Source organism: Brasilonema sp. UFV-L1, assembly GCF_012912105.1.
In the GTDB taxonomy this organism is placed as follows: domain Bacteria; phylum Cyanobacteriota; class Cyanobacteriia; order Cyanobacteriales; family Nostocaceae; genus Brasilonema.
Genome location: NZ_QMEA01000002.1, coordinates 69485 through 93928, shown reverse-complemented (window position 1 = coordinate 93928; position 24444 = coordinate 69485). Strand labels below are relative to the sequence as shown.

17 protein-coding genes are annotated in these 24444 nt (G+C 42.2%); 15 read left to right on the top strand and 2 right to left on the bottom strand.

Annotated features, from left to right (window positions below; genetic code table 11):
- Positions 1-72: 72 nt before the first annotated feature.
- Positions 73-1458, bottom strand: a complete 1386-nt coding sequence (locus DP117_RS01150; protein ID WP_169216499.1) for an efflux RND transporter periplasmic adaptor subunit — start codon at positions 1456-1458, stop codon at positions 73-75.
- 818 nt (positions 1459-2276) lie between these two features.
- On the opposite strand from DP117_RS01150, the gene DP117_RS01145 reads away from it, so the two are divergent.
- The 5 genes from DP117_RS01145 to DP117_RS01125 all read left to right on the top strand — a co-directional run bounded on the left by DP117_RS01145 (position 2277) and on the right by DP117_RS01125 (position 6499).
- The gene (locus tag DP117_RS01145) at positions 2277-2702 is read left to right on the top strand and encodes a peptidoglycan-binding protein (RefSeq protein ID WP_169216498.1); all 426 of its coding nucleotides are present in this window, start codon (positions 2277-2279) and stop codon (positions 2700-2702) included.
- 75 nt (positions 2703-2777) lie between these two features.
- Positions 2778-3152: a hypothetical protein gene (locus tag DP117_RS01140; protein WP_169216497.1), complete on the top strand. Its 375-nt coding sequence runs from the start codon at positions 2778-2780 to the stop codon at positions 3150-3152.
- A gap of 260 nt (positions 3153-3412) precedes the next feature.
- The gene (locus DP117_RS01135; protein WP_169216496.1) at positions 3413-4702 is read left to right on the top strand and encodes a glucose-1-phosphate adenylyltransferase; all 1290 of its coding nucleotides are present in this window, start codon (positions 3413-3415) and stop codon (positions 4700-4702) included.
- Between the two features lie 171 nt (positions 4703-4873).
- Entirely contained in the window at positions 4874-5386 is a 513-nt protein-coding gene (locus DP117_RS01130) for an AAA family ATPase (protein WP_169216495.1), read from the top strand.
- Between the two features lie 120 nt (positions 5387-5506).
- Complete coding sequence (locus DP117_RS01125) at positions 5507-6499, top strand: DnaJ C-terminal domain-containing protein (protein WP_169216494.1); 993 nt, start codon at positions 5507-5509, stop codon at positions 6497-6499.
- A 76-nt stretch (positions 6500-6575) separates the two neighbouring features.
- Here the strand turns inward: DP117_RS01125 and DP117_RS01120 are convergent, their stop codons facing one another.
- Positions 6576-7211, bottom strand: a complete 636-nt coding sequence (locus tag DP117_RS01120) for a bifunctional 4-hydroxy-2-oxoglutarate aldolase/2-dehydro-3-deoxy-phosphogluconate aldolase (protein ID WP_169216493.1) — start codon at positions 7209-7211, stop codon at positions 6576-6578.
- Between the two features lie 347 nt (positions 7212-7558).
- On the opposite strand from DP117_RS01120, the gene DP117_RS01115 reads away from it, so the two are divergent.
- The 10 genes from DP117_RS01115 (at position 7559) to DP117_RS01070 (ending at position 24430) form a co-directional block, all read left to right on the top strand.
- A complete protein-coding gene (locus tag DP117_RS01115) occupies positions 7559-8404 on the top strand; it encodes a DUF2382 domain-containing protein (protein WP_169216492.1) in 846 nt (281 codons plus the stop codon).
- Positions 8405-8755: 351 nt separating this feature from the next.
- The gene (locus DP117_RS01110; protein WP_169216491.1) at positions 8756-9169 is read left to right on the top strand and encodes a hypothetical protein; all 414 of its coding nucleotides are present in this window, start codon (positions 8756-8758) and stop codon (positions 9167-9169) included.
- A 455-nt stretch (positions 9170-9624) separates the two neighbouring features.
- Positions 9625-10386, top strand: a complete 762-nt coding sequence (locus DP117_RS01105; RefSeq protein ID WP_169216490.1) for a MinD/ParA family protein — start codon at positions 9625-9627, stop codon at positions 10384-10386.
- 154 nt (positions 10387-10540) lie between these two features.
- Positions 10541-11650 (top strand): cyclic nucleotide-binding domain-containing protein, encoded by a 1110-nt coding sequence (locus DP117_RS01100; protein ID WP_169216489.1) that lies wholly within the window; start codon positions 10541-10543, stop codon positions 11648-11650.
- A gap of 46 nt (positions 11651-11696) precedes the next feature.
- Positions 11697-13151, top strand: a complete 1455-nt coding sequence (locus tag DP117_RS01095; RefSeq protein ID WP_169216488.1) for an NHLP bacteriocin system secretion protein — start codon at positions 11697-11699, stop codon at positions 13149-13151.
- A gap of 49 nt (positions 13152-13200) precedes the next feature.
- Positions 13201-15426, top strand: coding sequence for an NHLP family bacteriocin export ABC transporter peptidase/permease/ATPase subunit (locus DP117_RS01090; RefSeq protein ID WP_169216487.1), 2226 nt, complete (start codon positions 13201-13203; stop codon positions 15424-15426).
- Positions 15427-15437: 11 nt separating this feature from the next.
- A complete protein-coding gene (locus DP117_RS01085; RefSeq protein WP_211175849.1) occupies positions 15438-18335 on the top strand; it encodes an NHLP bacteriocin export ABC transporter permease/ATPase subunit in 2898 nt (965 codons plus the stop codon).
- A 1025-nt stretch (positions 18336-19360) separates the two neighbouring features.
- On the top strand, positions 19361-19690 hold the full coding sequence (locus tag DP117_RS01080; protein WP_169216486.1) for an NHLP leader peptide family RiPP precursor: 330 nt from the start codon (positions 19361-19363) through the stop codon (positions 19688-19690).
- Between the two features lie 121 nt (positions 19691-19811).
- The gene (locus tag DP117_RS01075; RefSeq protein WP_169216485.1) at positions 19812-21224 is read left to right on the top strand and encodes a radical SAM family RiPP maturation amino acid epimerase; all 1413 of its coding nucleotides are present in this window, start codon (positions 19812-19814) and stop codon (positions 21222-21224) included.
- A gap of 71 nt (positions 21225-21295) precedes the next feature.
- On the top strand, positions 21296-24430 hold the full coding sequence (locus DP117_RS01070; RefSeq protein WP_169216484.1) for a type 2 lanthipeptide synthetase LanM family protein: 3135 nt from the start codon (positions 21296-21298) through the stop codon (positions 24428-24430).
- The last annotated feature ends 14 nt before the right edge of the window (positions 24431-24444 follow it).

Genomic DNA, 24444 nt, shown 5'->3' with positions numbered 1-24444 from the left:
TCAAAACACTTTTGTCTCACTGTGTAAATGCGTGATTTTTGAATTTGAATGTATTCATGCGTTACCTTGTCTCTACGGCTGAGACTCGGGAATAATTGGAATGCCATCTCTTAGATTAAGTGTCCCTGAGACAATAATTTTGTCTCCAGGTTGTAATCCTTCAAGAACTTGATAGTTGTTACCTGTTATATTGCCTAGCTTCACGCGTTTTTGCCGAGCCACCCACTGGGGCGCTCCTTGTTGCTCTGTTTGAGATTTTTGTTGTTGTTGATTTCCTTGACTTTTTTCTCCAGATGGTGGTTTTGATGGTGCTTGTGCTGCTACAAATACAAAAGTTTCTCCCGCCACAGGAGTGACTGCTGTTGTTGGGATTAATACTCCTGGGCGCTGACTCCAGATCACTCTTGCGCGAACAAACTGATCCGCTCGCAGTTGATTTTTAGAGTTATCAAAGACCGATTTAACAAGTATAGATTGAGTGTTATTATTAGCATTAGGAGCTATAAAGGAAACTCGGCTAACACCTAGGACCTTACCTTGTGCATCCTTGATTTCCACTGGTGTTCCTTGACGCAGTTGAGAAGCTCGTTCAATTGGCACCGAAATATTTAATTCTAGAGGTTGGTTTTGAGTAATAGTCACCAATTGTGTAGATGTATTCACAAAATCACCGATTTTGATTGGTATGTTTCCAACTGTGCCACCAAAGGGAGCGGTAATTCTGTAGTACTGAAGTTGTACTTGTCGTTCTCTTATATTAGCTTGTGCTTGTTTTAAGGATTTTTCAGCTTGGTTAATGCTAGCTTGTTGTGCTTTAATCTGAGCTTCTGTTTCACGAACAGCAGCTTGTGATGTTGCCAGCCTGTTAGCATACTGATCTCTAGTCTGTCGAGATACTGCTCCTTGAGATGCAAGACTAGTATACCTTTCGTATTCCTGCTGGTTCAATTTCAAATCAGCGAGTCTAGACAACCGTTGAGCTTCCAGCGATCTGAGACTAGCGCGGACATTTTCCAGTTGTGACGCTGCAACTTCAGCCGCAGCGTTCACACTACTAACAGATGCTTGTTGCTCTCTTGCATCTACTTGGAGAATCGGAGTTCCTGCAGTGACTGTATCTCCGTATTTGACAAATATTTGAGCAACTTGACCTTGAACTCTCGGCTGAAGAGTCACTGAGCGTCGTGATTCTAAAGCTGCATTATACTCCTCACTATCCTCAATAGTACCAGTTTGTACTGTAGATACCTTGACTCTTGGTGCTGGCGGTTGAGCGTTAGCAGTCGCAGGTGCTTTGTTTTGAGGAGCCAGCCAACGCCAAAGTACAGATCCTGCACCTGCTAGTAGTACTAAAGCTAACAATAGCCAAAGCCACCTTCGCTGTCTGCGGGGTGGCTTTTTTGATTGGCTCTCTTGGCGACTGTCTTCAAGATGAGTTTGAGGCTCAGAAGATTTCATGACTTGCAGGGCAATAAAAAAGAAAGAAACTGGAACTGAATAAACATGGGAACTGTTGATAGAGAAATTGCTTACTTAGCATAAGTCTCTTACTTAAATTACTTAAGTATTCTACTCAAATATACTTCTTCCGTTAAATTGTCTAATCTATCTAAAGGAGAATGATACAAATAAGCTTACATGTAAATTTTTCATGTTGTCTTTTCAGTTCTTGCTAAAAATGTTCTAATCTTGCTATTTTTAAGAAACATAGGGTTAAATAACAAGTGCTAAGTACGCAGGACCACGAACTGTGAAGAGGTTCCTTTTGTTAGAAATGTACCACAGCACACTCTAAGGATAGCGAGTGTTCGTTGAACTACTGCGTTTTGAGTCACTCACTGTGTAAATCTTCCAAGCAGTTTCCTGACTTTCTCAGCAGTAATGGTGTAAGGTATTGTTGAGTGTCTGATTGCTTGATCTTTTATTTTCCACAAAACAGAACACTCAGTCAATAGTTTGATACCAGAAATCTTGCATTCTTCTCAACAAATATAGAGTCGGCAAAACCTACCAACGCATTCCTACCAACGCATTCAATACGGTTCATGATTTCGATGGACACTTTCTATCCTAGAAAAATAATGTTATTGATAATCATCCGAAAATGTGATATTTGTGAAAATTTATTTTTACTATAAAAGAGCTTTTCCTTGTATTATCTCCGGAATCTCTCCATGCTGAGCGAGGTAGCAAAAGTTCTCAAACCTCTTTTCAGGAATATCAAATCAATGTGGTGTAGCAATAAACAACAGATGTCTTTCAAAGAATGAAAATTAATGGCAATCACAGGAACTCCTACACCAGAACGTCAGACAACACAAGGATATCGTATTCCTGATTATTCAAAAAATAATTATAAAGAATTGAAGAATATCTTGGATGGATTTGGATATATAAACCCAGAAGATCCAACCAATGATGCTGATAAAATAGCTCTCATCAGTTTTCAAAAATATATGAAACTGACAGCAGATGGAGTATATGGTCCCAAAACACAAGAAAAACTAGCTGAAGCGATGAGAATTCTTCATGCAAATTTAAATAAAGTTATGAAGACAAACTTCTCATTCAATGAACCATTTTATGGACCGAAAACAACTGAGACTGTCAAGCAATTTCAGCACAAATATAATGTAGGTGCGCCAGCAGGAGAAGCTAATCTAGTCACTCGTCAAAGACTTGCTGAAGAAGCGAGTGAATAAGCTCTTATGTCAACAGTTACAGTGATTCATCAACTGATAACTGTTAACTACTATTCACAAAAATAGTATAAAACAATGCAACGTCAAAAAACACAATTCCAAGTCATAAGCTTATCTTTGTCTTTCTTTGCCGCTTCTGCTATCGGCTTGCTGATGAGCCACACTGGCGTACAAGCACAGCAGAAGCCAGTTCAAAAACCCACAATTGCTACAGTGAAAAGTCTGGTAAATGGTGACATTATGTGCTATGTCAATTTAGTAGATGATAAAGGTAAGCATTACAACAGTGTCGGTGCATCGTTTGAGATTTGTGCAAATGAAAAAAGCTTTTTAAACAAGAAAGTGAAGCTATCTTATAGCCGAGTTTCAGTGAATGATTGCCAAAGCGCTGAACCTTGCGGGAAATCTCGAATAGAAACTTTAATTACCAAGATGCAGGTGATTAGGTAAGAAAGTATTGAGAGCGATCTGCCGAAGCGCGTAGCGTGCGCTTTGCGCTTAGGCAGCAGCAAAGCGATCGCACCAACTCGCGTTTAGTGTCAAACGAAGTCAGCGTCTAAAGTTCATCATTTTTTTCAAGCTCAAAACAGCACTCCCCCAAAAAGTATACTCCTATCTGTTCACGACAATCTACCCTTCCCCCCTTTATTCAGGGTCTCAGCTAGCCCTAAACTGTAGGTGAGAGTTGAAAGGCAGTCAGGAGAAATCTTGTGAAAAGAGTTTTGGCAATAATTCTTGGAGGGGGTGCAGGTACCCGCCTTTATCCACTCACCAAGTTACGCGCTAAACCAGCCGTACCAGTGGCTGGAAAATATCGTTTAATCGATATTCCAGTCAGTAACTGTATAAACTCAGAAATTTTTAAAATCTATGTTCTGACTCAATTCAACTCAGCTTCGCTGAATCGCCATATTGCTCGTACTTATAGCTTCGCTGGCTTCACAGAGGGTTTTGTAGAAGTTCTAGCTGCACAGCAAACACCAGATAGCTTTAACTGGTTCCAAGGTACAGCGGATGCAGTCCGTAAGTACTTGTGGCTGCTAGATGAGTGGGATGTAGATGAATATCTTATCCTTTCTGGTGACCACTTGTATCGGATGGACTACCGTCAGTTCGTCTATCGTCACAGGGAAACTGGAGCTGATATTACTCTGTCAGTGCTACCCATTGATGAACGCCGTGCTTCTGACTTTGGCTTAGTGAAAATTGATGACTCCGGTAGGATAATCAATTTCAGCGAAAAACCCAAAGGTGATGCTTTAACCAAAATGCGCGTTGATACAACTGTACTGGGCTTAACTCCAGAACAAGCTCAAGAACAGCCATACATCGCTTCAATGGGGATTTATATCTTTAAAAAAGAAGTTTTGACTAAGCTGTTGAAAGAAGCTTCAGAACGGACAGATTTTGGAAAAGAAATTATTCCTGATGCTTCAAAAGATTACAACGTTCAAGCCTACTTATACGATGGATACTGGGAAGATATCGGAACAATCGAAGCTTTCTACCATGCAAATTTAGCACTGACTAAGCAACCTCAGCCACCTTTTAGCTTCTACGACGAACAAGCGCCAATTTATACTCGCGCTCGTTACTTACCTCCTAGTAAAATCTTAGATTCCCAAATCACGGAATCAATGATTGGAGAGGGTTGCATTCTCAAAAAATGTCGTATTGAACATTCGGTGTTGGGAGTGCGATCGCGCATTGAAGCTGGCTGTGTTATCCAAGATTCCTTAATCATGGGAGCAGATTTCTATCAACCGTTCGCTGAACGCCAGTCTGACTGCGAAACTAAGGGAATTCCTTTAGGTATTGGTGCTAACACCACAATTCGTCGTGCCATCATTGACAAAAATGCCCGCATAGGCTGTGATGTGCAAATTGTCAATAAAGATAATGTCCAAGAAGCTGAGCGCGAAAATCAAGGATTCCATATCAAAAGTGGTATCGTTGTCGTGCTCAAAAATGCCATTATTCCTGATGGAACAATTATTTAGTCATTAGTCGTTAGTCATTAGTTGTTAGGTAGTGATTAGTGGTTCGTAGAACCATCCTTCAGGTATGTCTACAACATGCCAGTTTGCACGGTTGGGGAAACTCCCAAGGACACACTGGCTCACCAACAACTAACTACTAACTAATGACAAAAGACAAAAGACAATCGACAAATGGCTCAGTTAATTTTGCTAATTGGTCTTCCTGGTAGTGGTAAGTCCACTTTGGCAAAGCAATTGCTAGCAGAATGCCCTTGGAGGCAATTGATTTCTACCGATGCCATCCGGGGGCAACTGTTTGGCAATCAAGCTCTTCAGGGACCTTGGCTACTCATTTGGCGGGAAATTCAGCGGCAGTTTCAGCAAACAGTCACTACAAATGGTACAGCAATCTACGATGCAACCAATGCCCAGCGACGTCAACGCCGTGAAATCATCGCTATAGCCCGTGAACTAGGTTTTACTCACATGACAGGAGTGTGGGTGAAAACCCCAGTATGGCTGTGTTTGGCACGCAACAAAAAACGGGAACGTAAAGTGCCAGAAGATGTTATCTTTCGTATGTATCGTCAACTTCGTGATGTCCCTCCAAGTCTAGAGGAAGGGTTTGATAATTTGATTTGCTATTCCCCGGAAGCTCAAGAGTACGGGAATCGCGCTCGTGTTTTGAGCAAGAACCGCACTTGAGTTTATTTAATTTTTGTTAATTTATGATCAGAGTATATGTGCCGGAATTATATCTGGAGCATTATGTTGAGTTTAATTTTAGATAAAAATTTAACAGGAATTTCTAGAGGAGGCTGGTAAATGGCTGCAACTGACTTCAAGGATTATTACGCAACTTTGGGCGTTAGTAAAACTGCCAGTCCAGAAGAAATCAAACAAGCCTTTCGCAAACTAGCGCGGAAATATCACCCCGACGTCAACCCAAACAATAAACAAGCTGAGGCACGCTTTAAAGAAGTCAACGAAGCATACGAAGTTTTGTCAGATGCAGACAAACGCAAAAAGTATGACCAATTTGGTCAATACTGGAAACAAGCGGCTGATGGCTTCCCATCTGGTGCTGGCGTTGATATGGGCGGTTTTGACTTCAGCCAGTATGGTAGCTTTGATGAATTTATTAACGAGTTATTAGGACGCTTTGCAACTAGCAGTCCACGCGGTGCGCGGCAAACCTACCGTACTTCTACAGCTGGTGGACCTGGTGGTTTTAGCGGCTTTAATGATTTTAATTTTCAAGATATGGGTACTGCTGGCGCTACCCAAGATAGCGAAGCTGCGATCGCCTTAACTTTTTCCGAAGCTTTTAATGGTGTGCAAAAACACTTAAATTTAGGCAACGAAGTCATTGATGTTCGCATACCCGCAGGTGCTAAACCCGGTAGCCGTCTGCGCGTACGCGGTAAAGGACCAGTCAGTCCTTTCACCCAACAACGTGGTGATTTGTACCTCAAAGTTGAACTTCAACCCCACACCTTGTTCCAGTTTGAGGGAGATAACTTGGTGTGCGAAATACCAATTACACCAGACGAAGCCGTTCTCGGGGCCTCAGTTGAGGTACCTACACCAGATGGTTTGGTTACAGTGAAGCTTCCTGCTGGAGTGCGTTCTGGTCAATCTCTACGCCTACGTGGCAAAGGCTGGCCTCAACCTCGCGGTGGACGTGGTGACCAGTTGGTCAAAGTCGCTATTGTTCCACCAAAAGATATCAGCCAGCAAGAACGGGAGTACTACGAAAAAATCAGCTCTATTCGTACTTCCAATCCCCGCGCACATTTGCAACATATTAAGCTGTGAATTACTTACACCGACCTGTACTCAGGCGGTGTAAGCGAATGGCGTTTCAATACTACCAGAACTTCCTTTAACCACTCTACTCACTAATTTTTTGCATCAAGCTTGCCGCAAGTGATGCGATCGCCTTCCAATCTTCTATATCTACAAACTCTTTGGGAAACAATTGACTACTTAAACCAACTGCAATGACGCCTGCTTGTAAAAATTCTTTGGCATTTTCTAAAGTCACACCTCCAGTCGGAATCAAAGGAATGTGACCCAAAGGTCCTTGCAAGCTTCTTATATAATTTACCCCTCCCACCGCTTCGACGGGAAACACCTTGACACAGCTTGCTCCACAAGACCAGGCAGTTACTATTTCTGTTGGGGAGAGCGCTCCTGGTATAATAGGTACACCTATATTGACTGCTGCTTGAATCATTACTGGATCAACGTGCGGAGTAAAGAGAAATTGTGCCCCCGCAGCAATCGCTTCCTGCATTTGTTGTAAATTGAGCAGCGTACCACTTCCAATCGTACAATTAGGCAACTCTACTCTTAGTTGTGTAATCAGTTCAGTTGCACCAGCACTATTCCAGGTAATTTCAATTAACTGTATTCCCCCAGATGCGACAGCCAAAGCCATCTGGCGCGTCAACGATATTTCTGAGGCGCGGACAACAGCAATGACTTTATGTTGTTTCAACTGTGATAACCAAGCTTGACCAGACATTTTATCAGGTTTTATATTTTATCTTAGTAGTTTTCATTCAATTAGATTGTTACTCTCTACCTTTTGAATATCTAGAATTATGTCTGAATGATTAGGACATTACTTGTGTATCTTACCACAGACAGACTCAGTTTTTAGAATAACGAGTCACGTTCAGATTATCTGCCTATCTTTAGAGATAAATATTTAAGCATTTCTAATTTCAAAAATCATCTACTCATTAAGGAGTCATTACTAATGACCGATGAATCATTACAAAAATTAAGTCGTCAGCGAGATGAAAAAAAATCCAATTTTTTTTTTAATTGAAAAAGCATAGACATTCTTATTAAAGCAGGAAAAACATTATGCCTCTCTACAAACTTGCAGATTTTGATCCAAATTACCCTGATACTTTTGGTGGCGAAGACATCATAGGTTTGGACTTGTATACAGAAGGTGGAGTAAAAGTTGGCTCAGTTATCAATGTGCTAGTTGATGCAGATGGTCGTTTTCGATATTTAGTGATAGATACTCAGTACAATTCTTCAGAAAAAAGAATATTGCTACCAATTGGTCTTTCCCGGACTGATTATAATCAGAAGCGCGTTTATGTCGATGGGCTTAGCAAAGAGCAAGTACAAAGTTTGCCTGTGTATAAAGACGACATAACCGTTGATTACGATTATGAAGAGCAGGTACGTAAAGCTTATCGTCCAATATCTAATAATGATGTAGCTTACAATCGCGATACCTACAATTACCAACAGGATGCATCCCTGTACAACTTGAATGAGCAGAACCATCAAACATTCAAACTATACGAAGAACGGCTCATTGCAAATAAAAACCGTATCAAAACAGGAGAAGTCGCAGTTGGTAAGCACATTGAAATAGAAACAGCAAGTGTTTCAGTACCAATTGAAAGAGAGCGAGTTGTCATTGAGCGAGTCAGTCCTACAGATGCAGGGACAGCAGTAAATCCCGGTGAACTTCAATTTCAAGAAGGGGAAGTAGCACGCATAGAAATCTATGAGGAAACACCTGAGATTCATAAAGAAGCGTTTGTACGTGAAGAAGTCCGCGTCAGAAAAGTGGTTGATAGAGAGACAGTCGAAGCACAAGAAACAATTCGTCGCGAAGAGTTAGATATTGACACTCATGGAGATTTGCCCAAAATTCAAAATGATGTCATTCCAAATGAGCGTGTTTAAATTACTTTTCAAAAAAATTTGTTTAAGAGAGCCTCAATAGAAAATTGTACAGGCAAAAGGATAAAGATTCATCTTTTGCCTGTTTTTTTTACACAAAATATTTTAGCGATACCCTTAGCCTGTGGAACCCGTCCACCGGACTGGCTCACCGTAAAACGTCTACAGTATGACAAAATTACACTTCTGAATGCGGATTACTATCACTTTAAGTCATATTTATTTCAGAATTGATTTGATCATAATCTTTGTGAGTTTATTAAGTTATGTAAACAATATTGGCTAGTTTTTGATGAAATTCATGACATTTTTAATTGTCAATTCAATCGCTTATTCGATTTAGAAAATTCGGTAATGTATTGGTTGGCAATTCATCGAGAAACAGTTTCGCTTCAAGAACTTCGAGATGACATTTTCTTACCGCAAGAAAAACAAAAGTTACTACATGTGCTTAGATCTTTGGATAGGAGATATCTAATTGACAAGGCTATCCTGCGGGAAGAGCTTCGCTTTAAGCCTACGCTGATTGAAAAAAGTTTAAGAAACTTCACATTGTCGCCTGTAGTCATGGAGTACGTAACTGAACGTTTCATTGAACAAGTTTGCGATGAAATCGTCTCAGAAGAGATGACCTTGCTTATGAGTCATGCCTTGATCAAAACCCAAATCAAAGACTCTGTTAGAGAAAGTCAATATCGCGCAGTTTTGATTTCCATTGCAAAGCTTGTGCTCAGCCTGGGTAAAAGCTATAGAGATATTGAATGTTAACTAAATGTAATTATTTTTAAAATTCGAGAAAAACTTAACAGAGCACCAGGTTATGTCTTTGAAAATCTCATTAACTTATCTGTTTAACTTAATATTAATTTAAGTGACTATAATTATTCTTCAGTTCATGGTCTGCCAAAATAAGTTACAGGGGATAAATCAATTGAGAGCGAGTCCAGCTCATGCGGTAAAAACTGGCAAAGTCTATTCTTGCTCAAGTTTGAAATATCAACAAGCTGAGAATGAACAGAGGCTATCACTTTAAGTTCAGTAACAACGTCACTGTTTCATACCCTCAAGTTATCACTTTTTCTGCTATCGTCTATTTTATTAAGGGCAAGAGAAAGTGATAGGTTGGGGAATAAAGTCGTTAAGAGTTCTGCCATTTTATCCAAACGACAACTGTTTTTGTATTGAACTGATTGCATTAGAGGTTGGCAACAGAAATACTCCCTATGGCAAAAATTGTCTCTATTCACTCGTATCGAGGTGGCACTGGCAAGTCAAACTCAACAGCTAATATTGCCACAGCCATTGCCCGCAAAGGCAATCGTGTTGGCATTGTTGACACAGATCTTCCATCACCAGGCATTCACATCCTATTCGGCTGGGATGAAAAACGGATGAAACTTACCCTGAATGAGTTCCTGTGGGGTCGCTGTGCAATCACCGATGCTGCCTATGATGTTACATCTGTACTTAAAAATCAAGCAAATAGCCGTAGTAGTATCTATTTGGTTCCTTCAAGTGTTAAATTGAACGATATTTCCCGCATATTACGCGAGCGTTTCGACGTTGAACTGCTGCTCAAGGGCTTTAAAGACTTAATCAAAAATCTCAAACTCGACTATTTGTTTATCGACACCCATCCCGGCCTCAACCAAGAAACCCTAATATCGCTAACAACTTCTGATATCGTCTTGTTAGTACTTCGACCCGACCAACAAGATTTTCAGGGTACTGCTGTAACTGTAGATGTAGCACGTAAACTGCGAGTGCCCAAGTTGTTACTAATGGTTAATAAAGCGCTAAAAGAGTACGACTTCGAGGATTTGCAAAAAAAAGTGGAACACATTTATCAAACCCCAGTTGTTGGTATCATTCCTGAGTCTGAAGATCTGCTTAGGTTTGCTAGTAACGGCATTTTTTGCCTCAACTACCCTAACCATCCTATAAGTCAGACTTTAGAGAAAGTAGCCAAAAAAATCATGGCTTAAGAGAACTATAGTTCTGATTTACTATCTTTGGTGTTGTCACTCAAGCAAAATAAAAATAGAAAGATTCCTCACTCGCGATTATGAACAATAATTTTTAGCTTGCTCACGTTTGGATAATTACAAAATAGCAACTTTACTTTAAAAATCTAAGCATATGACAGAGGTTCTGCTCCAACAGTTGAGTAATACTGATATTAACTGGATGATAGCCAATGGTCGTCAACAACAAGTTGCCCCAGGAACCATATTAATTCAGCAGCAGAGCAATCTTGACTATTTATATATAGTTCTTGAAGGCACTTTAAGTGCTAGTATCAGAAGAAATCAAGATAGTGCTTTAGCAAGCATTTTTGCCACTCTTGAGGATAATGAAGACTTAGAGCAGGAAATTACTCGCTTTGACCGTGGCGAGGTCCTAGGTGAAATATCCTTTTTGAATTTTAGTCCCTCAGCAACTACAGTAAAAGCGGAAGAAAATTCAGTTGTTCTGGCTTTACCCAGCCAGAAACTGTTAACGATACTCCACCAAGACGTGGGATTTGCTAACCGGTTTTACCGTGCGATCGCAATTTTGCTTCTAGACCGTTTTGAACGTCTAGTCAAAAAGTTTACACATCGCCAAAATATAAAAATTCCCCCACTGCAAGACGTTCCCCTGTTGTTTGGTGAACTCAGCGATAGCGATGTTGACTGGTTGATAGAACACAGTCACGTTGAAATGATTGCCCCAGGCGGTGTGCTAATCCAAGCGGGTAGACCATTGGAATGCATCTACGTGTTATTACGAGGAAAAATCTCTGTATTTGCAAACGAAGATACAGATAATCGTCTGGCTCGTGTTTTTACAATTTTGGAAGATTACGAGCAAGGCGACTCTTCACCCGCAACCGAGATAGCCTCCTCATTAAGTGGTGAAATTATTGGCGAAACGGCTCTGATTGATGCCCGCTTACCTACCTATACCTTCAAAGCTGCAGAAGATTCTCAAGTGTTGGCGATTAAAAAGCAACAACTAATGATCAAACTCCAGCAAAACCCAGGTATGGGCGCTCGTTTCTACCGAGTCATAGCTATGCTGCTTTCAGCTAGACTTCAAGGGCTAATCAGCCGCCTTGGATACGGCAGAAGTTCCTATCGAGTTGGGCAGAGGCTATCCGAAAATTTTGAATACGAAGATGAAATTGATTTAAATGTGATGGACAACATTTTTCTAGGCGGTGCCAGATTTGACTGGATGCTCAAACGCTTGAAAGTTCTGTCTTAAGGAATTTAAAATTTAAAATTCAAAAAACTTTTTGATACAAAACTATATGCAGACTAAAGAAAACAAACTTTTTCGTCAAGAAGCTTTAGAACGCTTATCTTCGCCAGAACGACTAGACCAGATGATGCAGGTGGTTAACCGTAGAGCCTGGTTACCCCTGACTACAATTGGCTCTTTAGTCGTTGTTGCTGTTATTTGGAGTGTATTCGGACGGATTCCGCTGACTGTGAATGGTCAGGGGGTACTGATCCGACCCCGCAATGTGGTACCATTTCAAGTTGCCAGCGAAGGTCAAATCATAACACTCAATCTCAAGTCTGGGAATACAATAAAAACGGGAGAAGTTCTCGGTACAATCGACCAACCCCAACTCAGGCAGCAACTGCAGCAAGAGAGGTCAAAGTTAACTCAACTGTTGGCTCAGAATAAAGAAACCGATGATTTGCAAAAGCAGGGGATTGAACTCAAACGGCAGAACTTAGAGAAGCAGAGAGCAGTTCTTGTAGAAAATCTACGTAGTTTCCAAGCATTCGGACCAATCTTGCTTGAAAAAAGCCTTCAGTCTCTGGCGCAACGGCGTGAAAGCACCAAGCAAAGTCTAGAGCGAGCCAGTGCCCTAATCCCAGCGCTTAAAAAACGGCTGGAGATTCGAGCTGGCCTGAGACAGCAGGGAGCTATTAACGAAGATACGCTATTGCAAGTCCAACAAGAATATACGGACAGTCTCACGAAAGTGTCAGACCTGCAAGCACAACTGAGAGAACTCGATAGCCAAGAATCCCAAGCACAAGCTGAGTATATCAAAAATCTTAACTCTATTAAAGACATTAGTACTCAAATTCAAAATCTTGATGTGCAAGCAGCCCAGCTGACTCAACAAGACCGAGAGCAATCGCTCAACAAAAATAATCAAGTTCAAGAAACTAAGCGTCGGATTGCCCAACTGGAGTTGGAACTAGCTAGTAAAAGCAAAATTATCAGTCAATACAATGGTCGTGTGCTAGAAGTTGCGATCGCTCCAGGTCAAACGGTTGCTGCTGGTACCCGCCTTGCCTCGATTGAAACCGAAGACCCCAAGGCTGAACTCGTAAGCGTCATTTACTTTGCTGATAAAGACGGTAAGCAAATCAAGCCCGGAATGCCCGTACAAGTCACCCCTAGTATGGTCAAGCGTGAACGCTTCGGCGGCATTGTTGGCAAGGTAACGCACGTTTCACCCTTCCCAGTAACGAACCAAGATATTTCAGCAATTATCGGTAACGAAAACCTTGCTAATAACATCGCGCAAACTTTGTCAACTAGCGGTGGGGCTCCAATGCAAATCTTTGCCCAGATGGAACAAGACCCGAAAACTATCAGTGGCTATAAATGGTCTTCCTCTAAAGGACCTGCACTAAAAGTTTCGTCTGGGACTACGGCGCAAGTCAGGGTGCAAATCGGGCAACAAGCACCTATTTCCTACGTGATTCCAATTTTCAGAACTTTGACTGGTGTTTACTAAAAAGCTGCCAGTCAAGAGTGCAAAACTTTCAACAAACGACGACTGAACTATGGCTCTTGGCTTTATTAATCTCAAGTTTTTGCCGCAACGCCAACCAAGTCACGTCCGCACTCCCACACTTCTGCAAATGGAGGCGGTGGAATGTGGTGCTGCTGCTCTAGGAATTATTTTGGGCTACTACGGTCGCATCGTGCCCTTGCCCGAACTACGGCGCGAGTGTGGAGTCTCGCGGGATGGCAGTAAAGCCTCTAATGTACTCAAAGCAGCTAGATTTTATGGCTTGGAGGCAAAAGGGTTCAAAAAACCGCTAGAAGCTCTCAAAGACTTTCGCCCCCCGTACATTGTCTTTTGGAACTTCAATCACTTTTTAGTCGTAGAGGGGTTTTCTAAAAACCGCGTTTACCTCAACGATCCAGCTACAGGTCGCAGGTCAGTTTCTTTGGAGGAGTTCGACCAAGCCTACACTGGAGTAGTCTTGTTCATGGAACGTGGACCAGAGTTTAAGAGGGGAGGTAAAAAAAAGAGCATTGTCTCGGCTTTAAGCTCTCGTCTACAAAGTTCGCGTGGAGCAATTATATTTTGTTTGATTGCAGGGTTATTACTTACAATACCGCGTTTAAGTATACCAGCTTTTACTCAAGTCTTTGTAGATGAAATTCTAGTTGAAAACCGTCAAGACTGGCTGCGACCTTTGCTAATAGGAATGCTGTTTGCGGCAGTAAGTCAAGGAATTCTCGCTCGGATGCGGCTTTTGTACCTGCGCAGGCTGATGGTCAAATTGTCGGTTTCAATGTCAGGACAGTTTCTCTGGCATACTCTACGCTTACCGATTGGTTTTTATGCCCAGCGTTTTACGGGTGAAATTAGCAGTCGCAATGAACTCAATGACAAAGTTGCAGATGTGCTATCAGGGCAACTTGCGACTACGGTGATCGATACGCTGATGATTGTCTTTTACGCTGCGATTATGATTTTGTATGACTGGATATTGACCAGCGTAGCTATTCTCTTTGCAGCATTCAACTTTTTTGCTCTGCAATCTTTATCGCGCAGTCGTGTTGATGCCAACATGAAAGTTGCTCAGGAAAACGGTAAGGTTGCTGGTGTTGCGATCGGCGGCATTCAATCAATGGAAACAGTTAAAGCCAGCGGCTTAGAGTTTGACTTATTTTCTAAGTTCGCTGGATATTATGCCAAAATGCTCAACGCCCAGCAAGAATTGGCACTTCCAAGCCAAGTTTTGTCCACATTACCCACGTTTTTAACGGCTTTGGCGACAACTTCTATCTTAGTTGTTGGTGGCTTCAGGGTCATGAACGGCAGTCTAAGTATTGGGATGCTAGTTGCCTACCAGACTCTTACGAGCGAATTCCTCAAGCCAGTGAACAATCTCGTCAATTTCGGCAGTACAATGCAAGAGCTAGAGGCGGATTTAAACCGACTCGATGACGTTCTGCAAAACCCGATTGATTCCGAAGCTGACGGAGGCACTCGTGTAGAGACGTTTCATGGAACGTCTCTACATGCAATCAGGGAAGACTCATTTCAGCTTGTGGGCTACATTGAGTTGCGTAACATCAGCTTTGGCTATAGCCGTTTGGAACCCCCCCTGATTGAAAACTTGAATGTGACTTTGAAACCTGGGCAACGGGTAGCATTTGTTGGTGGTAGTGGTTCTGGAAAGTCCACAGTTGCCAAGCTTGTAACAGGTCTTTACTCGCCTTGGGCAGGCGAAATTCTGTTTGATGGTATTCCCCGAAGTCAGATTCCACGCTCGGTTTTAGCTAATTCACTAGCTATGGTTGAACAGGATATATTTCTTTTTGCTGGGACAGTGCGCGAAAATCTGACGCTTTGGGATTCAACTGTCCCAGAAGAAGATTTGGTGCAAGCATGTAAAGACGCAGTCATTCACGATCTGATCTTGAATATGCCTGGAGGATATGATGCCCAGGTTTTGGAAGGGGGCACGAATATGAGTGGAGGACAACGCCAGCGTTTAGAAATTGCCCGTGCTTTAATTAGGAATCCCGCAGTGTTGGTGTTAGATGAAGCAACTAGTGCGCTTGATGCTGAAACAGAATTGATTATTGATCGGAACCTGCGACGGCGCGGTTGTTCTTGTATTGTGGTCGCTCACCGACTGAGTACAATTCGCGATTGCGATGAAATTATTGTCCTAGAGCGAGGCAAAGTGGTACAAAGAGGTACCCATGAGCAGTTACGCCATCTCGGAGGAACATATGCCCGTTTGACAAGTAGTGAAGAGGGTTAGGAAGCAAGGTTATGCTGGATCTGAATATTGAATCGAAACTACGTTGTATTAAGGGTAATGAACCTCTGCTGTTGAATGACCCAGACATGGTTTGGGTGGTTCATTCTGGCACACTCGCACTATTTGCTACGTCTGTTGAGGATGGCGAACCAAAAGGCAATCGTCACTATCTTTTCAGTGTCAGCCCTGGTGAGGCTTTGTTCGGTACAGCACTGTTTGAGCAATGGGGTATTCTAGCGGTGGCGATTGAAGAAACAGAACTGTCGCCAGTGGCGATCGCCGCCCTAGCCGCTGGTATTGCTGAGAATGATGAGTGTGCGATCGCTCTTTTAGAAGGCTGGAGCAAACACTTGGGCGATTTCATTCGTAGGAATCCGCTCTTAACTCCTGTGGATTTGGAACAGACAGGTTCGTCGCGCTACTTATCTTTACAAAAGGGACACACGCTGACGTGCTCTACAAATCAAGTACTTTGGGTACAACTGGGTGAAGGCTATGCCCGGTGGATGGGAATTGAGGATCTGAAGCTAGAGATCACTTCGCCTAAGTTTCCTCTAGCCGCTGGGATGTGGGTCGAGGCGGAAGACTTGGTTGAGGTGCATGTTGTCCCAACTACAGAGTTGGAAAACTTTGAGCAGATTCCAACGAGTCTAGCTTGTTTACACGAGTATTTCTTACACTACTTAAATGTATTAGTTGTCAAGAGGAAAGCCCACGATTTTCGCCTTTTTCAGGAACGCGAAGAACTCAACCGTCAGGTGACTCAGACGGCGTTAGGGGAATTAACCACGGTGTTGCACCCCCAAGAAACCGCGTTTTTTCAGGAAGGAACACCACTGCTGATTGCTGCTGGGGCTGTAGGTCGCGCTTTGGGGATAACGATTAACCCTCCCGCCCAATCAGAAGACCTCAGTCGGGTTAGCGATCCATTGGATGCGATCGCGCGGGCGTCTCGATTTCGTACTCGTCGTGTTCTACTAGTAGGAGATTGGTGGCGAGAGGAACATGGTCCTTTATTGGCATATACCAACTCAGACAAAAGCCCAGTCGCATTGTTACCACAAAAGGGCGATCGCTATGTCTTGTTTGACCCTAGTTCGCGCACTCGGACATTAGTAAATCGGGCAGTAGCACAGACACTCTGGCTAGAAGCCCAAATGTTCTATCGACCGTTGCCACTTCACCTGCGTAACTCCCTAGCACTGTTTGAGTTTGGCACGAGGGGCAATAGAAAAGAGCTTGTGGGTGTGGTTTTGCTGGGGATATTGGGAACATTACTGGGGATGGTTACACCCCAGGCAACAGCAATGTTGGTAAATGATGCAATTCCTGACAGCAATCGCGTCCAGTTGTTGCAAATTGGGCTAGCGCTGTTTGCCGCCGCGATCGGACAAGCCGCGTTTCAAATGGCTCAAGGAATTCTGACGCTACGGGTTGAAAACTCTGCTGATGCTGCCCTACAGCCAGCAATTTGGGACCGATTACTGACTCTTAAACCTGCATTTTTTCGCAGCTACTCGTCTGGTGACTTGCTAACTCGCCTGTTAGCAGTTAGCCAAATTCGCGCCAAGCTCAGTGGTGCTACGCAACGCACTCTCTTAAGTGCGGTGTTTTCCTTGTTGAACTTGGCACTAATGTTTGTTTACAGCGTACAACTGGCTTTAGTAGGATTTGGTATAACCTTGATAGCTGTGATTGTTACAGTAATATCTAGCATACTATTGGTAGGCAAAAACCGAAAGCAAGAAGCTGCAGATGGTGAAATTAACGGGCTAACCGTAGAACTCATCAACGGGGTATCAAAACTGCGGGTAGCAGCTGCAGAAGGGCGGGCATTCGCAGCTTGGGCGAAAAAATACAGCCAGCGAACCAAACTGAAGGCAGGTATCAAACGGATAGATGATAGTGTTTCCGTTTTTAACGAGGCGCTGCCTTTGATCAGTTCCATACTGCTATATTGGTTTGCGATTCTGTTTATTCAGATGGCTCAGGCTAAAGGCGGCATTGGGCTGAATATGGGTACGTTTTTGGCTTTTAATTCAGCGTTTGGAACTTTTATTAGTGGTGTCACTGACTTGAGCAATACCCTGACTGATGTTTTGGGAATTGTACCGTTGTGGGAGCGGGCAAAGCCGATTGCTACCGGAATGCCAGAAACTGACCCGAGTAGCGCTGATCCAGGTCGCTTGACAGGTAGAATTGTCTTAGACCACATCACCTTCCGCTATCGTGAGGATGGACCATTAATCCTTGATGATGTGACCATTTATGCAGATCCAGGAGAATTTGTCGCAATAGTAGGTCCCAGTGGCAGTGGAAAATCAACAGTATTCCGGTTGTTATTAGGATTTGAGACGCCCCTAAGCGGTACTGTTTATTACGATGGACAAGACTTAGCTGGGTTGGATGTCCAAGCTGTACGACGGCAGTTAGGAGTAGTGCTGCAAAATGGTCGAATTAACTCCGGCTCAATGTTTGACAACCTCACCTGCGGGGCGTTGGTGACAATGGATGAAGCTTGGGAGGCAGCACGGATGTCAGGTTTCGCCGCTGATATCGAGCAAATGCCGATGGGAATGCACACTGTGATTAGTGAGGGCGGTACGAATCTTTCCGGAGGACAAAGGCAGCGACTATTAATTGCTCGTTCCATCTTGTTAAAGCCAAAAATTATTCTGATGGATGAGGCAACGAGTGCTCTCGATAACCGCACTCAAGCAATTGTTACCGAGAGTCTAGACAAGTTAAATGCTACCCGGATAGTCATTGCCCACCGCCTTAGTACCATTCGCAATGCTGACAGGATCTATGTTGTTGAAGCAGGTCGCTTGGTGGAGGTAGGTTCTTATGCGGAATTGGTTAAACAAGGAGGGTTATTTGCTCGCCTTGTAGCACGACAAATAGATTGACCGAATAATTCCGAATTCCAAATTCGGAATTAACCATCAATAACCCTTATTCATTCCTGAGTATATCGGGTAACCACAACAAGATTAGTATTAGCAAGCAGACTATAACTAAGCCAACGCTAAATTGTATAGAGTCATTCATATTATTTGCTTTTGATGATGATAGTAATTGATAGTTTAAATTTAAGATTATATTCTTATTTAGTCAAGGAATAGAACCCCGAATTTTTAAAGAAGTCGGGGTTCTAGAATGATCTTCAATTAAGTTGAATTGCTCCAGTCCTTTCTAAAATCATATCAACCAAAAGCAAGAATGTTATTTGGATTAAATCCGCGTTTTGGTATCCTCATACCCTTTCACTTTAAGGTTAGAACATTGTGAGCAAGCAGAGGGAGTAGGGGGCGCTTGGGTCCCCTCTGGAGTTGGGCGCTGTAGGGGGAATTAATGGTATCAGGATTTTCGTGAAATGGTATCAGTCGCTTTCCACAATCATCTATAGGAGACGGGAGAAAGTTCATCTCTAGGGTTTTATGGCTAAAATAAAACCATTTTGATTTGTCTTACAAAATATCATGTTTCTTGGTGCGAAATGTGAGTTTATAACTAGCGGCACTATAGACTAGCAACAAATGAAAGATGCACATTTTTCTTCATTTTCTGAAAGTCTTGCTATATAAGCTTTATAAAATGTCCATATTAATATGCAACTAACTTGTTCTGAGTTGAATCTCTTGATAATAATTCAGCACTCAGGAGCGTTATTCCTGAATTATTATATCTCTTTATATGGTAAAAGAAAGAAAACTAAAAAATTGAGATCATCTAATTTATATGAGTCAAATACTGAAAAAATATGAGTTTTCCTGAGGATGAAAATTAGAGTATTAGCAATAAAATAAAATAGTTTATACCATCAAGGTTCGGCAATTTTGAACAAAAACACATAATACAAACTTTGATTAGTGTTTACAGTCCAAGAATCATTGCCATACCTCTAGTAGTTTAAATCTCAGGAGACAGTATCATGCCAGAAAATAAAACTCGTCAAGAATTTGAAGCCGATCTAGTTGCTAAAGCCTGGAAAGATGATGCATTTAAACAAGAACTGCTAAGTAATCCTAAGGCTATCATTGCTAAAGAATCCGGAGTTCAAGTTCCAGACAACATTGAAGTGAGGGTACTTGAGGAAAACCCCAACATTCTATATCTCGTGCTTCCAGTCAAGCCTGCTGATCTCGAAGGTGAGGGAGAACTTTCTGAGGAAGCTCTAGAGGCTGTTGCTGGTGGTAGCGGCGGTTTTCTTGTATATAGCGGCAAATCTGGCAAAGGTAGATATGTAGCTGGCGGTTGCTAGTTTGCAGAAATTTCCTGTTAGTTAAAAACTAGCAATTAATGAGTTAGGAGTCAGGAGTAACCCTCACTCCTAACTGCTCACCTAGAGTCATTAGAATTTCCTTATATTAAGGAACAGCCGCATGTTTGAAAAAATTAATGATAAAGAACTTACAAGTCAGAGTCAGCTCAAGCGTTTTTCTGAAAAATGGAATGCAGATCCAGATTTTAAAAAGCAAGTATCTAAAGATCCTGCTCAAGCAGTTTGTCGCTATAACCTAAAGATAAATTCTGAAGAAATTAGACGGCTATTGAATGAATATGCTAGCCAAAACGGAGAACAAGACTCTATTTCTCCAATAGGAACACTTGAGCAAATATTCTCTGAAGAAAGCGACAAAGATATTTCCCTTGCTGCTTTGCCCAAAGATTTCAGGTTTAAAGCTTGGCGAGAGCGACAAATTGCTCGAAATGAAAGTTTGTACAAAAAATGCTATCAAGATCAAATAATACATGCTCCTTTTGCTGTTGAACTTAGCAAAGGGTGTTCGGTTGGCTGCTGGTTCTGCGGTGTATCAGCACCACGTTTGTCGGATCTGTTCCTTTACACCCCAGAAAATGCTAAGTTATGGCTTGAAGTCTTGGAATTACTCAAAGAAATCCTTGGTTCGTCTGCTGGTGCAGGTTTTTGTTACTGGGCAACAGATCCTTTAGACAACCCAGACTATGAAAAATTCTGTAGCGATTTTCATGAAATTTTGGGCAGGTTTCCTCAAACAACAACTGCTCTGGCTTTGAAAAATCCAGAGCGCACGCGATCGCTATTGAAACTCTCTAGAGAAAAAGGACGCTATCTTGATCGTTTCTCTGTCATTTCCTTAAAAATCTTAAACCAAATTCATGAAGAATTTACTGCTGAGGAGCTAGCCTTTGTGATCTTAGCTCTGCAAAATCCCGAATCTGAGCAGATAATTAAAGCCAACACCGGAAGGTTGCGGGAGCGGAATCAGAAACAGATCCAGAAAAAAGCAGAATTGAGTGAAAAATTATCTCAGGAAGAGGATTCATCTAATCCAGGAACTATCGCCTGTGTAACAGGTTTTCTGTTTAACATGGTTGATCGGACTGTTAAACTCATTAGTCCTTGCCGAGCTAATGATCGTTGGCCACTAGGTTACATCATATTCGATCAAGGAACTTTTGCTGACATTCATGATTTAAGAGCTACTCTCGAAAGAATGCTCAATGAGCATATGTCGCCGACTGTTAGATCTAACGATCTCATCCGGTTCCGTAGTGATTTGCAATACGAGAAACTCGCAGACGGTTTTCAGCTTTCAACAAGAATTATAACTCGCAAGTTTCGGCATCAAAATTACCTCAGGGAACTAGGAGAAGCAATCAGACAAGGTGATAAAACATCTGCTGAAATTGTCGGATTGTTCAATTTATTCGGAGTGCCCTCTGAAAAAACATTCCAGGCTCTTAATCTGTTGCTGGCGAGCGGCTGTTTAGACGAAGAACCCACACAAAAAACTCTAGCCTACGCTCGGTAAACAATCAGCTTTCATTAGATTGATTGCGTTTACACTCTTGCATCTAACAGTACCCTTTCTAGCCCACAAAAATGCAAGTTTCGAGAAATGACTTGGTGAAAATTGTTGAGCGTGCCAGCACGATGGCTGAACGCCTAAGCCCTGAGTTTCTACTCAAGGAAACTCAAGACTGCGACAGCTTGAGCAATACCAAACTGGAAAAATGGTGTAAAACTGTTGCGCAAGGAAAGCAAGAGTTGTTTGAGAAACGCTTGGCTATGTATGGCATGAATTTGAGTACGGTACGCCCTGTACTAGGTTCTGTAAGCCTAGCCAATCCCGATATTCTCCCTACCTGGGTAGACACCTTAGAAAAAGCCCTCAAAGCAACAACTTTAATTGCTCAACAAAGTGAAATAAACAACAAAAAACCTCAGCATCACATTCCCTTTGAAGAGGTTTTTTTGGGTTTTATTGAAGTAGCTAGGGAAAAATTAATCGCCCAAACAGGTTCTAGCTATAAACTGCTTTCAGAAGAATCCCATAAAAGTTTAGAACATAGTCTTTTACAGCAATTGTCTAGTGTTTATATACAAGCTCTAAACTGGGAATTTTCGATTTTTCGCTCTTTTCACAACACCCCATTCCTTCACATCAGTCAACAATCTTCGGATTATAGTACAGAACAATACCAGAAGTTTGTTCATGGTATGATGACAGAAAAGTTGCTGTCATTCTTTCAGGAATACAGCGTGTTAGCCAGAATGATGGCAACCCTTGCTGATTTCTGGGTGGATGCTACTTTTGAATTTATCCAAAGATTAGCGTCGGACTGGTCTAAAATTGAATCAATTTTTCAGGCAGAATTGAAGCAAGTTGTCAGAGTTAAGCCCGCTCTTTCTGATTCTCACAACCAAGGACGAACGGCGATCGCCTTAACCTTTGACTCTGGATTAAAATTAATTTACAAACCCAAAGACTTAGGTATAGAAGAGGCATATTTTCAGTTTCTTTCTTGGTTAAATCAGCACTCTGGTTTGTTACCGTTTAAGCTGCTCAAAGTCATTAATCGTTCTACCTACGGCTGGGTTGAGTGTGTAGATCATTTACCGTGTTCTGACAAAGAGGAGCTAGAGCGATATTACCAACGGGCAGGAATGCTACTGTGCTTAGTTTATAGCTTGCAGGGAACAGACTGCACTGATGATAATCTGATTGCTTGTGGAGAATATCCAGTGCTAGTGGATATGGAAACATTAATATATCCCCAAGTTCAGTTGAGTGAAGAGCAAGCAGATGGTACAGAAGCTCATTTCTTAGGAGGAAGAATTTCCAACTCAGTGCTAGATACTGGTTTCTTGCCACAATGGCAATTCGGTCCCGATGGCACTTACTATGATGTTAGTGCGTTAGGGCAGCTCAGTAAGCAACAAGAATCAGTACCAGCTAATGTCCCTTATTTGGATGGTATTTATATCTCGTCCAAAGATTATGTAGAGGAAATTGTCGATGGGTTTCGGCAAATGTATCAATTCCTCATCGAAGAAAGAAAAGCTATCCTTGCCCCAGATAGTCCGTTGAAATCCCTTGCTCATCAAAACATACGTTTTATATTTCGTAACACTATAGTTTACAGTCTGATTTTAGAAAAAACCCTCAATCCCAAATTTCTACGAGATGGTGTAGACCGAAGTATTCAGCTTGATTTTTTGAGTCGAGTGTTACTTTCATACAACTCAAAACCTGATTTTTGGCTACTGGTGTTGGCAGAACTGCAGGCTTTAGAGCAACTCGATATCCCCCATTTTACAACTCGTGCTGATAGCGATACTTTGACTATTTACCCCGGTCAAACCTTGGAGAAGTTTTTTCGCCAATCGGGCTATCAACGTGTTATTTCCCGTCTTTCCCAGTTTTGTCAAGAAGATTTGGCACAACAAATAGGTTTTATTCGTTCTGCGCTGGGTTCGTTTCAGTTTGGGGAACACAGTTACTCACCATCCCAAAAAGTCCAGTTTAATCCTAATGAAGTGGTATGCTTGACATCAGCACAAATGGTGCAGCAGGCAATGGCGATCGCCACTAAGTTGCAAAAATGGGCTATTCGCAACAGCGACGGTAGCGCCAGTTGGATTACTTTAGGATATAGCGCCCAAACCCAACAATGCCAGTTTCAACCGATGGGGTATGACTTGTATAACGGTTGTACTGGCGTGGCACTGTTTTTGGCAGCACTGGAAAAAGTCGTCGGTGCAGGATTTCGTGACTTAAGCTTAGCGGCTTTACTACCCTTACGTAAGCTTTTGCACGATTCTCAATCTAATCAAGAACTAGCAAAGAAAATAGGCATTGGTGGCGCTACAGGCTTGGGTTCTATCATCTATGCATTGGTGCGGATTAGTCAATTTTTGCATGAGCCAAATCTGTTGCAAGATGCGAAACAAGCTGCTTCTTTGCTCACACCTGAAGTGATTTCACTAGACAAAGATCTGGATGTGATGGCGGGAAGTGCAGGTGCGATTTTGGGACTATTAGCTTTAGTAGAAACAACAAAAGTAGATGCATTCTTGGAGTTGGCAATCGCTTTTGGCGATCATTTATTGAATAATCGAGTCAAGAGTGAGACGGGCTATCAAACTTGGCAAACCCTAGATGGAAAACTACTGACTGGCTTTTCTCATGGTGCTGCTGGTATTGCTTACGCTTTACTGCGGGTTTATCAAACCACTGATGAAGTGAAGTTTAAAGAAGCTGCAAGTGATGCGATCGCCTATGAGAGCAGTGTTTTTTCCACAGCAACCGGAAACTGGCCAGACTTGAGACCATCAGAACCTTCCTTCATGACTAACTGGTGTCATGGTGCAACTGGAATTGGTTTAGCTCGGCTAGGAAGTCTAGCTATTCTTGATACCAGTGAAATCCGCCAGGACATTGAAACTGCTTTGACGACAACTCAACATTTCGGCATATCAGGAGTAGATCACCTCTGCTGTGGAAACTTTGGCAGAATTGAGTTTTTGCTTCAAGCAGCCTGCCAACTGTCGCGCCCAAGATTACTGGATGAAGCTCAAAAGAAAGCCTCTTTGCTTGTCAGCCGATTTGAAAAAACAGATTCTTTTGCTGATGTTTACGACCCTAGTTTTTTCCGAGGAATAGCTGGAATCGGCTACGAATTGTTGAGATTGGCTGAGCCTAAGTTACTTCCTTCCGTGCTGCTGTGGAAATAAAAATCCAGTCTCTA